The following is a 12,790-nucleotide window of genomic DNA, read 5'->3' as shown; positions in this document are numbered from 1 at the left end:
TCATCGCGCTGTGGTCGAGGAAACTAATGTCGAACAAATCCCATGAATCGGATGTAGCCTTTATCAAGGCTCTGGCGGAACTGCTGAACGAGAACGATCTGACCGAGCTTTCGGTCAAACGTGAATACGGCGATGCAGACACGCTCAACGTACGCGTCAGTCGCCGGAACGAAACCGTCACCCCCCATTACGCGCCGCCTGCCGCCCCGGCCCCTGGCCCCGCCTATACCCCGGCACCATCTGCGGTCGCCGCTGCGACCCCCGCCGCCGAGGATCCTGCCAGCCATCCCGGTGCCGTGACCTCGCCAATGGTCGGCACCGTTTACATGCAGGCCGAACCGGGCGCGCCCGCCTTTGTCAGCGTCGGCACGCAGGTCTCTGAGGGCGACACCCTGCTGATCATCGAGGCGATGAAGACGATGAACCACATCCCCGCCACCCGAGGCGGCACCGTCAAACGCATCCTGATCGAGGATGGCGCGGCGGTCGAATACGGCGCACCTCTGATGATTATCGAATAAGGCCTGCACATGTTCGATAAAATCCTGATCGCCAACCGGGGCGAAATTGCCCTCCGCGTGATCCGCGCCGCCCGTGAAATGGGGATCAAATCGGTGGCGGTGCATTCCACCGCCGATGCCGACGCGATGCATGTCCGTATGGCAGACGAATCTGTGTGCATCGGACCGCCCGCCTCATCCGAGAGCTACCTGTCGATCCCTTCGATCATCGCCGCCTGTGAAGTAACCGGCGCGCAGGCGATCCATCCGGGCTATGGCTTTCTGTCGGAAAACGCCAATTTCGTACAGATCGTCGAGGATCATGGCCTGACCTTTATCGGCCCCTCAGCGGAACATATCCGCATCATGGGCGACAAGATCACCGCCAAGGACACAATGAGGGCGCTTGGCGTGCCCTGTGTGCCCGGCTCAGAAGGGGGTGTCGCCAATCTCAAGGAGGCACAGGCCCTCTGCGCCGAAATCGGCTTTCCGGTGATCGTCAAGGCCACCGCTGGCGGTGGCGGACGCGGCATGAAAGTGGCGCAATCAGCAGGCGATCTGGAAAAGGCGTTCATGACCGCCCGCTCCGAGGCCAAGGCCGCGTTTGGCAACGACGAAGTCTATATCGAGAAGTATCTCACCACGCCGCGCCACATCGAAATTCAGGTGTTTGGCGATGGCAAGGGCTCTGCCGTGCATCTGGGGGAACGCGATTGCTCGCTTCAGCGCCGCCACCAAAAGGTGCTGGAAGAGGCCCCCGGCCCCTGCATCACCCCCGAGGAACGCAACCGCATCGGCAAGATCTGCGCCGACGCCGTGGCGCGCATCAACTACCGGGGCGCCGGCACGATCGAGTTTCTCTATGAGAAGGGCGATTTCTTTTTCATCGAGATGAACACCCGCCTTCAGGTCGAACATCCGGTGACCGAGGCGATCTTTGGCGTGGATCTTGTGCAGGAACAGATCCGCGTCGCCGAAGGCCTGCCAATGTCGTTCACACAGGACGATCTGGTGATCAACGGCCACGCCATCGAGGTGCGCATCAACGCCGAGAAACTGCCCGATTTCGCGCCCCGCCCGGGCCGGATCACACAGTTTCATGCCCCCGGCGGGCTTGGCGTGCGGATGGATTCAGCGCTCTATGACGGCTATAAAATCCCACCCTATTACGACAGCCTGATCGCCAAGCTGATCGTGCATGGCAAAGACCGCCACAGCGCCCTGCGCCGTTTGGCGCGCGCTCTGGGTGAGTTGATCGTCGATGGCGTCGACACCACGGTGCCGCTTTTTCATGCGCTCCTGCAAGAGGATGACATTCAGTCGGGCAATTACAACATCCACTGGCTGGAACACTGGCTGGAAACCAACCTGCGCGACTAAGGTCAGATGCAAGAACGGCACGGACGCGATTGACCTGTTGCCGACGTTTGGCATGACACGCGCGCGGACCAAGGCGTGAAACGCACCGCCGCATGATCTCTCCGGGCCGTCCCGCGGCCCGGCTAAGCGACGGCTCATTGCTCAGGGCCAAGGCGAGCAACAGGCGAACCGCGCCAAGCCGCCGCCTACCCCTTGCCCGCGATCACCTGCGCCGCCGCCGTCAACCCGCCCTCACCATGCGGAATATCGAGCGCCGTCAGCCCGGCCTCAATCGCACCCAGCGCGCCCAGAACCATATGCGCATTCACATGCCCCATATGGCCGATGCGGAAAAACCCGTGCCATGCCGGATCATCCGGCTCTGCCATCCCCAACCCGATGCCAAGCGTCACACCGGCATGATCCTGCACCCAAGTCCGCAGGCGCGAGCCATGCGGCGCCCCGATCCGCAGCGCGGTCACGGCCCGGCTGCGCAACGCGGGATCCCCGATGTTCAACTCCAACGGCCCCGCCTGCCCCCAGGTTTCGCAAGCGGCCCAGATCGCGCGCGCCAGCCGGTCATGCCGCGCCCAGACCACATCGATACCGCCCTCTTCCCTGATCAGATCCAGTGCCGCACGCAATCCATATAAATGATGGGTGGGGGCCGTACCGCCGAAATACTGATAGAACATCTGCGGGTCGGCCCGGTTGGTCCAATCCCAATACCGGCTCACCAGCGGCAGCGCCCGCCGCGCCGCAGCCGCCTTGTCCGAGAAGAACACAAACGCCAGACCGGGCGGCACCATCAGCCCTTTCTGGCTGCCCGCGACCATCACATCGACGCCCCATGCATCCATCTCGAACCGGTCACAAGCCAACGAGGCGATGCAATCGGCCATCAAGAGCGCCGGGTGTCCTGCGGCATCAAGCGCGGCACGAACTCCGCAAATATCATTGAGAACCGAAGTGGATGTATCGACATGCGTGGCCAAGACCGCCTTGATCTCATGGCGCTTATCCGCGCGCAGAACCTCTTCCAGACGGGTCAGATCAATCGGCGACCGCTTGCCGAAATCCAGCATTTCGACCGCAATCCCCTGCCCCTGCGCCACGTCGGCCCAACCGTGCCCAAACCGGCCCGTCGCGGGCACCAGCACCCGGTCGCCGGGTCTGAGCGTATTGGCCAGCGCCGCCTCCCATGCGCCATGGCCATTGGAGATATAGATCGTCGCGTGCTGGCGCGTGCGCGCCACGGCGCGCAGGTCGGGAATCAACCCCGCTGTCATCTCGATCAGATCGCCCTCATAGATATTCGGGGCGGCACGGTGCATGGCACGCAGCACCTCTTCGGGCATGACCGAGGGGCCGGGAATGGCCAGATAGGGACGGCCGTGGGCGAGGCTCATTTGGGGGGGTCTCCTGCATTTTTACGGCGCACCTTACGCCGTTGCCACGCGGCGTCAATCGCCGCTTCGCTCTCGTGCCAATGACCCAAGTGGCCCTTACGACACCGCCCGCTGACAAGAAAATTGAAAATTTTCTTGTCCGGAATTTTTTGAAAATTCCGGCCCCCTCAACCGCACAAAACCTGATCGCCCCGCCATCAGCTTTTCCGCCGATATGTCTCAGCCAGACGCACCGGGTCCGCGCCGCAAAGGTAGCGGATCACCAACCCCAGATTACGCCCGCCCCGCCGCACCCAGCCCGCCCGCTGGTAACGCGCCGCTGAGGTCGTGACCGCCAGCGGCAAGAGCGCAATCCGCCCCTTCAGCGCCCGCGCCATGGCCACATCCTCCATCAGCGGAATATCGGCAAATCCCCCCACCGCCTCATACGTCACCCGCGAGATCAACAGCGCCTGATCGCCATAGGGCAGCCCCAACATCCGCGTCCGCAGGTTGGCCCACCCCGCCACCAACCGGGGCATCATCCCTGCCGCATCAAACGACAGACGAAAGGCACCAGCCCCGCCCCGCGCCATCTGCGCGCTCACCACGCCGGGCCATCCAACGGGCAGAACCGTATCGGAATGCAGAAAGAGCAGCCATTCCCCGCCCGCCGCCTGCGCGCCGCGCCGCAATTGTCCCCCGCGCGAGGCGCCGCTCTGCACGATCACCGCCCCGGCCGCATCAGCAATCTCTAGGGTGGCGTCATCCGATCCTCCGTCGGTCACGACCAGTTCACGGATCACGCCCGCTTCCACTCCCTCCATCAGCGCCCCAAGGCATCCCCCAAGGTTCGCCCCCGCGTTGAGTGTCGGAATAACCACCGAGAGTGCTGCGCGCATGACGCCCCCCTGTTGTGTCTGCTGTCTTGACCTATATTACAGGCAAGCAACACGGGGGAAGAGGCATGACGCGCCGCATTCTGGAGATCACAGGCACGGACGCCCTGCATTTCTTGCAAGGGTTGGTGACAAACGACCTGCAAAAACTGGATCAGGGGCTGGTCTATGCGGCGATCCTGACGCCGCAGGGCAAGTATCTGGCGGATTTTCTGGTGTCTCGTCACGGCGATGCAATCTTGCTCGATGTGGATGCCAGTCTGGCGCCGATGCTGCTGCAACGGCTCTCCATGTATAAACTGCGGGCCGATGTGACCATTACCGAAACGACGATGCAGGTGCGGCGCGGCACCGGGCCCGCCCCTGCGGGCGCGTTGCCTGACCCCCGCCACCCGGATCTGGGCTGGCGGCTTTACGGCGACACAGGCGGCGACGACGGCAGCGATTTCGAACGGATTCGCGTGGCCCATTGCATCCCCGAAACCGGCATCGAACTCACCCCCGACACCTTTATCCTAGAGGCCGGGTTCGAGCGGTTGAACGGCGTAGATTTTCGCAAGGGCTGCTATGTGGGCCAAGAGGTCACTGCCCGGATGAAACACAAGACCGAGTTGCGAAAAGGCCTGACCATGGTCGCGGTGCATGGCACGGCCCCAACCGGCACCGAGATCATCACACCCGAAGGCAAGACCGCAGGCACGCTCTATACCCAGTCAGGTGGGCGCGGCATCGCCTATCTGCGCCATGACCGCGCGACAGCTGGCATGCGCGCCGGCGGCGCGCGCGTTGACCCTTTGTCCTTCAGCACATCCTGATCCAGCATCATGGAGCGCTGTTCGCCCATTGGACAAAACCGGAAACTTGAGAGGAAAATGGTGGGTGATAAGGGATTTGAACCGTAGACTATTTCATTAAAAACAATAACTTAAGTGACATTTTGTAACCATGTAACCGGCCTAAAAATGGACAAAGTGACGTTGCGTCAACATGCCCAAACTGGCAAGGCCACCGCAGTGGCCTCACCAATATCATGGCCGTTAATTACAAATCACCTTAGTGGCAATGCACCCGGCCTTGGCTGTTATCCATGTGACAGCACTGGCCCGGCGGGGAACTTTTTCGGCACCCGCCGCCGTGTTCAACGGTCTCACTTGAACTGCCCGCTATTACCGGTAGCGGCACGCCGGAAAGCGAAACAGTCGGCACGGCCAGTGCGCCTGAAATCACAAAGGCAATCAGAATCTTTCTCATAATCAGCTCCAGAAAATAGTTTCAGAAAGGTTAACGTATGCGAAAAATTGTAAACCCGCCAGCTTTTACACCGGCGGGTTGATTTGGTCGTTCTGGCCGTGGCGGTGCTTACGCGCCGCTTTCCGCGATCACCCCTAACGCTTCAATCAACATGTCCTCGGTCGGTGCCTTGGTCAAAATGGTAACGTGCATCGGGTCACTGCGATCATGCAGCGTGATCATGTCGCCGCCGTCGAGAACCTCGACGCGTTCAAGGGCGGATGCTGAATTATCCGACACGTAAAGCGCATGGGTGTCAGCTTTGAATGAAGCCACGAACCATGCGAGCGGGACGCGATATCCCTTGAGCATGATCGGGGTGGCGGTAGATGCGTTCATATCTGTTTCCTTTCTTGGGATTGATGGTCGGTGCGGTGATCGGAATAGCTACGCAGCGTATCCCGGCTTCAACATCACGGCTTCATCATCCCAAAACATAAAACAGGGGCGTTCGCGCGAACCACCATCCGGCCCCCGAACAGACCAGAACAACGCAAAATTTCCGTAATTCGCATGCGTTCCACCAAAGCAAAAGAATTTTTCCCCTTTCAAAGAGGCGGGTTCGACCAAAATTTCCCCACTTTCCAGCACGACATTTGCGGGGGGCAATGCAGCATACTCCACCGCTTGATTGCAAATTGCCGTCAACTCTTGATGAGTGACGGTTTTTGCATTGGGCATGCCAGATATGAACTTTGCCAATGCAGCCCGATCGCCCTGATTAACGCGGTGTTTCCACTCCGCGACAACAGTTGCCACTGCGGTTTTCGTTGTGTTATTATCATTCATAATGTCTCTTCCTTTTCCTGAGACGTTTCATTTGCGGCGTGGTTTCAGTTTCCTAGGCCGGGACCACGTCGCGACTATGGGCGTCAGACGCCCGTTACCTTCCAGACTGGAAAGTTCCTGCGAACCTGCTTTTTGAGCCGGTCCAGTAACTTGTTGAGCTTTACGGCTTCTTTCATGGCCTCGGCTTTATCCGTTTCGGGCGAGCTTTCCAGTTCGGCAAGGCGTGCTTCGATTTCTTGGCGTTTGTAACTGTTGACTACGCAGGCAAGTTCGATAGCTGCATCCATGAAGCAATCAATCATTACCTCCGCCCGCCCGATTGCCCCCTTCGCGCCGGGAAATGGATCTTCGACATCTACAATCACCTCTTCCAATGCGCAGGTATGCGGATCGCGCTCATCTTCGATCAGAGGTGCTTCGATACCCGCCAACGCAAGCGCGATCTCGACGTTCACATAGTTCCCTTCATACTTCAGGAACTCCGAGAACGTCTCTTTCAGGTAAGGGTAAGTCGCGTCAGAAAGGGCACGGCGTTCATCTTCCGCACGCTGGCGTTGCAGCCTCTTTTTTTCTGCCTCTGTCATTGCCATGCTCGATTCCTTCACTTGCGGGGACGGGGACTTTATATGTCCCCGTCCCCTGCGGAGTCAAGACCTTTCGGCATCATCCATCACGCTCACTGGCCAAACGCCCCCGATCTCACCAAGGGCGCGCACCACTTCTGTTTCGGCGTCGGTGCCTGCGCGGTCAAATGGCTGCGCCACCATTTGCACCAGTGCATTTTTCAGGGCGTGATAATCTGCGTCGGCGATGTAGGTATCGACGGGGTTCTGCATGGTCGTGATCCTCTTGGGTTCTGTATACCCAAGATTCGCACGCCAAGAATCCAAAGCGCAAGCGGCAAAGCGTCGGCTAACCTGTTGAAATTGCCGCACTTAAGCGCTTACTTACATCTGGAAACTGAAAACCCCGCGCCGGTTGACTTACATCGCAATGATGATCCGGCGCGGGGTCAAGTTGGGCAACGTTGGAAGCCAGCCCAGTATGTGTTATATTATAACATTACTACTCTTGAAAACTCAAGGCTTTTCCTGCACATTCAGGATGGTTTTCATCGGTTCGAAAGTGCGCGAGCGATGAGCCAATGCAATCAGATCCGGCGGCGGCTTTCTAAGGTTTACTGTTCTGCCCTCTCGACGGGCCGGGTTCGTCCAAGAACTGGTCAATCCGTCTAACAGTGACCGTGCATCAAATACTTTCATCATCACTCCTGCGCGCTCGCTGGCGCTCGCTTGCGGGCGCTGCGCGCCCTCCATCTTTTCTTCTTCTTCCCGCAAGCTCATTTGATTTGCACAGAATGAATGATGATAAATCCCTGCGGAAATAGGTCTTTCCCCCAGACCGATACAAACGCTAAATTTGCATAGGTCTGGGGAGTAATCTGCGTCTAACAGGTGGTGAAGGGCTTCTAACATTAGGTGGCTTCCATTGACCTAACAGCGCCCCGACTCCGGCCTTGCGGCCAAGCGGTTACAGCCTTTCGGCTGCGCATCACGCCCGGCTTTCCTCCAACCTAGACGTGATCGGTTGTTGTGACCCAGAGCCTAAGCTCACCGCACATTGCAACCGTCTTTCTGTGCCATTTCGTCATGAGACTGGCGGCAACCGCTTGGGGCGTCCGATGTCTTCCACCGGGGAGCGATCCAAAGCGATCTTTCCTGCACCTTCCAGCTAGGCGACTCGTTGCCCGGTCATGTTCCCGGTGCGGACGTTCAAATTGTGGCTGGTATTTGGTGTCGGTGAGCGTCATCGAAAGTATCGGCTCAAACCTGACTGCTTTGTGCTTTGTGCTTTGTGCTGCCCTTAAGGCTCTTTAAGAATACTCTAAAGGCTGGGGACGTTCAAGGCGAATAACGGCACAGGTAACCATCACCGCGCGCCCTTGCCCAGCATGTTGCCCGGCCTCATTTGCCGCTGGATTTCAGAAACGACCACACCGCGCATGGTTAGTTCCATTTCCCGCGAAACCCGCTTGGCCAGATCGCCGTTTTGTTCCGGGGTGCCGCCGGTTGCGTTCACCGTCACGGGTGCGCTGATATTGATCGGCTGCGCACTTGCCGCCTGTGACTCAGAGCGGCCCCCTGCGCGCGGTCCAAGAGGTGCCGGGCCACCTACATAGCCGCCGCTGGCAAAGCCGTTCTGTGCGGCCCTATGCAGCGCGTCGAGATTACCCACGCCGATGCGGCTGGTCGCCTCTTTGGACATTACGAATTCGCCGCGATGCACCACCCCGGCGGGTTCGAATTTGCCGCCCGGCCCGGTGTATCCGCCGCCTGCGAACCCGAAAAGCCCACCGACCAGACCACCGGCCAGCCCAAGAGGGCCACCGGCCAGCCCGCCCAACAGACCGGTTGCACCGCCCAAAATGCTCGCAAATGCCTTGCTGGCCGCCATCGCCGCAAGCTGCGCGACCACCTGTGCAATCGCCTCTTTGAAGGAAAGTGCGCCTGTAATCAGGCCCTGAAACGCTCCGGTTGCGACCCCGGTAATCGCTTGTTGCGCAGCCTGAAAATCGTCAAGGCGGTTCTCCGCACCGGAAACGGCTGCACCGGCTTTCGCATACTCTGCGGCGGTCTGCGCAATTTCTGCCCGTAACTGCGGCGTGATCGTCAGCCCTTGGCGCTGCGCTTCATGCAATAGCTCTGCCTCACGGCGCGCTTGCTCAATGGCCGGTGCAAGGTTGTTTCCTGCCAGTGCAACGGATGCGAGCGCCGCCGCCTCAAGCTCAAGCGCGCGTGTCTCATCGCGGATTGCGGCGGCGGTTCGCGTGAAATCATCAACTGTGCGGCCACCACCGCCGCCACTGCGCCCGGTATCGGGTGCCGTTTCGCCGATCAGAGGCGGGGCCGCGCGCGGTCTAAGCGACGTGGTGACGGCCTGCGGTGTGGCATTACCATTGTCATCAAGCCGCCGCTTCCGAACCTCGGAATTGCCATCACCACGGCCCGACGAAACAAACCCGCTTGGCAACTCGTTTCTTAATTTCACCGCCTCGCCCAACGCGGTGCGGATTGCAGCGGCAAGGTTTCCGATACCCGTGATCGCATTTGAGAAACTGGCATCGCCGATCTTTGCCAGCTCTGCGCGCACCTCATCGGCTTCACCGGCAAGCTCGGCCATTTCATCGCGGAATTCTTCTGCGGTGATCTGCCCCGCATCGAATTTGCGCGAAACGTCATCAATGCCGGTCAGGATATCGGCCAGCGCGAACTTGGCATCCTCATTGTTGATCTCGAAAACGCGGATACCACCCGGCCCGGTGAGATTATTCACCTCGCGGAAAAGCTCTGCGTAGGTTTCGCGCAGGTCGATCACCTCGCGCTTGTTCTTCTCAAGCGCCGCTGCGCTCTGGTCGAGTGCGTTAAAAACATCATCGCCAAGAATTGCGCGGCCCTGCGCCTCGCTTTGAAACAGGCTATCCAGCGATTCACGCAATCCGACAACGCTTGCGATTCCGTCTGCGATCTCGACGGCCACTCGCTTTCCGAAGCTGGATACCCGCGTGGTCAGCTCTGCGAACTTGCGATCAAGGTCATCGGCACGGCGCACAACGTCATCACCAAGAACAAAGCCCAATTCGTGCGCACGGTCGATTGTGGCGCGCAATCCTACCGCGCCTTGATCCACCAGCTCGACGAAACGCTCACCGGCACTGCCGCCGAAAATCTCATCGGCAACGCGGATGCGCCCGGCAGTGTCCAAACGCCCAAGGCGGTCGATGATCTCGACCAAAAGCGCGCTCGGGTCTTTCAGTTTCTCGCGCAATTCCTCTGCGCCGAACCCAAGCCGTGCGAATGCCTCTGCCGCCGGTCCCTTACCGGTGATCACGAATTCATCCGCGCGTAGGTTCAATTCCTTTAAGCCGTCGGTCATCTGGTCAACGCCGATGCGATTTTGCTCTGCAATGAACTTCCATTCCTGAAAATCCTTGAGCGGCACCCCTGCCCGTTCCGCCTCATCGCCAAGCTGCGCCACGGCCTTGACGGTCTGCCCGATTGCACGCGCAGTGCCAGCCGATGCAAGGCCAGCGGCCAGCGGCACCGCCACGCGCTTGAACGCAGCGGCGGCGGCATTCCCTGCCCGTGCATAGGATGCGCTCATGCGGTCTGCGCTTTGTTTGGCGCGGCGCTCCATGCTCTGCGCGGCCCGTTGCTGCGCCCGGTTCGCCCGTTGTAATCCTTTTTCAAGCGCCGTGATCCGCGCTTCAACCGGAACGATCAGGCCGGGCAGTGTTGCATCATTCATCGCTCATTACCTCAGAAAGTGAATATCTCGGCATCTTCGCCGCTGTAGCTCGATTTCATGGATTCCCCGGCCACCGCGCGATGCACGGCCATAGCCGCCGCGACGGCACCGTCGATCCGGCTTGTTTTGCTGGCCTTGTGCATCCGGGTCAGGCCGGATGACGTGTTGCGGGACGCGACCACGCTATCAAAGTGGTGCCGCAACACCGGGTGGCCGTCATGGCGGATCATGCGCCCGTTTACGGTGCGCTCAAGATCGCCAATGGCAACGCCCATGTTCAAGGGCGCTTGGCGCAGCTCGACCACGGGCAGGCCAGCGTCGTGCAAGTGCTGCATGATCTGCCGGGCCAAATGCGGATCAAAGGCGATCTCTTGCACGTCATGGCGCGCGGCCAACTCGCGCAAGTGATCCTCGACGGCCAGCGGGTCGATGATCGGGCCGGGCGTGGCCGTGATCAGCCCATCATCGCGCCACCGTTCATAGGGCAAGCCGTCGCGCTCACCACGTTCTTTCAGCTCATCGCCCGGCACAAAGAACCACGGCTTGATGGTGATCTGGCCATCATCATGCAGCCATGCGGCCACCACTGCGGCGGTATCGCCCGACAAGGCCATATCGACGCCCAGCCAACAGGGCAGCGCCTCAAGATCGGCCTCATCATCCTTGAACTGCCGGGCGTCATAGGTGGCCATAGAGAACAGAGGGTCACGGCTGTTGCCGTGCCAGATATTCAGGTTGAATTGCTGAAAGCTGTAGCGCTCTGCCGGGTGATCCTTGGCCTCTTTGGCCAGACTGCGCAGGCCGGACAAGCTCGGGAACCCATGCTTAAGGCCGGGGTTCACCCGGTGCCATACGGTTTCATCCTGCCAATCATCATCGGGCGCAGCCGCAAAGATGATCGGCAGAAACTCGGGGTTGTCGATCTCACCCAAGGCCACCCGCCTGGCATAATCGTATTGCTCTGCGGCCAGCCCCTCACTACCGCGCCCGGCGGTGGTGGCGATCACCATCAAGCTATCATCAGTCTTGGCCAGACCGGATTTCAGGGCTTCCCAAAGGTCGCGGCCTTTCCAAGCGTGAATTTCATCGGCCAGCACAAAGGCCGGGGTGGTGCCATGCTGCGCGCGGCCATCACTCGACACGGCGCGCAGCCGTGCCGCGCTCTTGATATCGGTGATCTGTTTCGCGCTGTTGAAAGCGTCGTGAATCCGCGTTGCGGCCACAAGGCGCTTATCCGATCGAATGATTTCAGCGGCCTCACGAAACCCAATGCCAGCCTGTTCCCGATCGGATGCAGCAAAGATAACCTGCCCGGCTGGCACCTTTTCAGGGCCGATCACATGCAGCAAAGACAGGGCTGCGGCCAAGCTCGTTTTTCGATTGCCACGCGGCAACATCAAGAACACCGTCTTGACGATCCGCCGCCCGTCCTCATGGCGCGGCCCATAGATGCGCCGCACGATACGTTCCTGAAAGGGCGCAAGCTGAAAGGCTTGGGGGTGGCGGTTTGCGTTTGCCGCCTTGGGTGCGCGGTTTTCATTTACCGCCGCCGGGTGGCGCAGCCTGCGCAGGAACTCGACGGCGCGCTCACCATAGCCAAGCGGATCAGGAATGGCGCGGTTATCGTCAATCCAAGCCGGGTAGGTGCTGGCCTCTATGATGCGCGCGCCATCCATCATCACACCGCAAGCGGGTTGTCGGCGTCGTCATCATCGGCCAGCCCTGCCCCTATCCGGGCGCGGCTGGTCGGGGTCAGACCATACTCGGCGGCAAGCTGGCGGGCGGTCTGCATGTAACGGATTTGCAGGCCACCCAATTTCAGATCGGGCAAGTCCCCGGCGCTCATGGTCTCTGCGATTGTGCGCGCCGCACCCACCGCCGCGCAGTAATTTTCCACCCCGGCCAGATCAGCGCGGGTGACGATTCTGCGTGCGATTAATTGCGGAAAAATCCTTTTCCATTCGGCCTTTGCATGGGGTGCAAGGTGCTTAGGCGCGGGCGGGGTTTTTGTCAGCGCCTCACTGTCTGCCGAAAGCTGCGGCTTGATCCCGCGTGAATGCACGCTCATGCCGGTATCCTCGCACAACGCAGCTCAAGGGCGCGCCGCCGCCCATGCTCTGCGATCTCGTTAATGTCATAGACCACGCCGTCAAAGATCACCCGATCTGCCGGGGTAATCCCGGCCAGATAGCGGATGCGAAACACCGCGCCGCCTGCCTCAGCCTCACCGAACCCGGCGAGATATTCATCGGACCCGCGC

The 12,790-nt window shown here is 60.1% G+C and carries 14 protein-coding genes; 3 read left to right on the top strand and 11 right to left on the bottom strand.

The window, feature by feature from the left end:
* Window positions 1–26 precede the first annotated feature (26 nt).
* A complete protein-coding gene (gene accB / locus ACN0SW_RS11405; protein ID WP_417728054.1) occupies window positions 27–521 on the top strand; it encodes an acetyl-CoA carboxylase biotin carboxyl carrier protein in 495 nt (164 codons plus the stop codon).
* Window positions 522–530: 9 nt separating this feature from the next.
* On the top strand, window positions 531–1,880 hold the full coding sequence (gene accC, locus ACN0SW_RS11400) for an acetyl-CoA carboxylase biotin carboxylase subunit (protein ID WP_417728053.1): 1,350 nt from the start codon (window positions 531–533) through the stop codon (window positions 1,878–1,880).
* Window positions 1,881–2,065: 185 nt separating this feature from the next.
* Here accC and ACN0SW_RS11395 read toward each other — a convergent pair whose 3' ends face one another.
* Together ACN0SW_RS11395 and ACN0SW_RS11390 are read right to left on the bottom strand one after the other, a co-directional pair.
* Complete coding sequence (locus ACN0SW_RS11395; RefSeq protein ID WP_417728052.1) at window positions 2,066–3,268, bottom strand: pyridoxal-phosphate-dependent aminotransferase family protein; 1,203 nt, start codon at window positions 3,266–3,268, stop codon at window positions 2,066–2,068.
* Window positions 3,269–3,465: 197 nt separating this feature from the next.
* Window positions 3,466–4,149 (bottom strand): TIGR04283 family arsenosugar biosynthesis glycosyltransferase, encoded by a 684-nt coding sequence (locus ACN0SW_RS11390; RefSeq protein ID WP_417728051.1) that lies wholly within the window; start codon window positions 4,147–4,149, stop codon window positions 3,466–3,468.
* Between the two features lie 65 nt (window positions 4,150–4,214).
* On the opposite strand from ACN0SW_RS11390, the gene ACN0SW_RS11385 reads away from it, so the two are divergent.
* Window positions 4,215–4,961 carry a YgfZ/GcvT domain-containing protein gene (locus ACN0SW_RS11385; protein ID WP_417728050.1) on the top strand — a complete coding sequence of 249 codons (747 nt, stop codon included), beginning with the start codon at window positions 4,215–4,217 and terminating at the stop codon, window positions 4,959–4,961.
* A gap of 544 nt (window positions 4,962–5,505) precedes the next feature.
* Here ACN0SW_RS11385 and ACN0SW_RS11380 read toward each other — a convergent pair.
* The 9 genes from ACN0SW_RS11380 to ACN0SW_RS11340 all read right to left on the bottom strand — a co-directional run.
* Window positions 5,506–5,775 (bottom strand): hypothetical protein, encoded by a 270-nt coding sequence (locus ACN0SW_RS11380; protein ID WP_417728049.1) that lies wholly within the window; start codon window positions 5,773–5,775, stop codon window positions 5,506–5,508.
* Window positions 5,776–5,823: 48 nt separating this feature from the next.
* Complete coding sequence (locus ACN0SW_RS11375) at window positions 5,824–6,225, bottom strand: hypothetical protein (protein WP_417728048.1); 402 nt, start codon at window positions 6,223–6,225, stop codon at window positions 5,824–5,826.
* Between the two features lie 83 nt (window positions 6,226–6,308).
* On the bottom strand, window positions 6,309–6,815 hold the full coding sequence (locus ACN0SW_RS11370) for a hypothetical protein (RefSeq protein WP_417728047.1): 507 nt from the start codon (window positions 6,813–6,815) through the stop codon (window positions 6,309–6,311).
* A gap of 57 nt (window positions 6,816–6,872) precedes the next feature.
* The gene (locus ACN0SW_RS11365) at window positions 6,873–7,061 is read right to left on the bottom strand and encodes a hypothetical protein (protein WP_417728046.1); all 189 of its coding nucleotides are present in this window, start codon (window positions 7,059–7,061) and stop codon (window positions 6,873–6,875) included.
* A gap of 243 nt (window positions 7,062–7,304) precedes the next feature.
* On the bottom strand, window positions 7,305–7,700 hold the full coding sequence (locus tag ACN0SW_RS11360; protein ID WP_417728045.1) for a hypothetical protein: 396 nt from the start codon (window positions 7,698–7,700) through the stop codon (window positions 7,305–7,307).
* Window positions 7,701–8,154: 454 nt separating this feature from the next.
* Complete coding sequence (locus ACN0SW_RS11355) at window positions 8,155–10,530, bottom strand: hypothetical protein (RefSeq protein WP_417728044.1); 2,376 nt, start codon at window positions 10,528–10,530, stop codon at window positions 8,155–8,157.
* A gap of 11 nt (window positions 10,531–10,541) precedes the next feature.
* Entirely contained in the window at window positions 10,542–12,206 is a 1,665-nt protein-coding gene (locus ACN0SW_RS11350; RefSeq protein WP_417728043.1) for a terminase large subunit, read from the bottom strand.
* A gap of 2 nt (window positions 12,207–12,208) precedes the next feature.
* Entirely contained in the window at window positions 12,209–12,598 is a 390-nt protein-coding gene (locus ACN0SW_RS11345) for a P27 family phage terminase small subunit (RefSeq protein ID WP_417728042.1), read from the bottom strand.
* The coding region (locus ACN0SW_RS11340) for a phage head closure protein (protein WP_417728041.1) at window positions 12,595–12,790 on the bottom strand (196 nt) is incomplete at its 5' end. The genes ACN0SW_RS11340 and ACN0SW_RS11345, both read right to left, overlap by 4 nt.

This window comes from Roseovarius sp., assembly GCF_048262375.1.
Lineage (GTDB): Bacteria > Pseudomonadota > Alphaproteobacteria > Rhodobacterales > Rhodobacteraceae > Roseovarius.
Note: the sequence above shows the minus strand (reverse complement) of the source record. Positions and strands in the feature narration are given on the sequence as shown.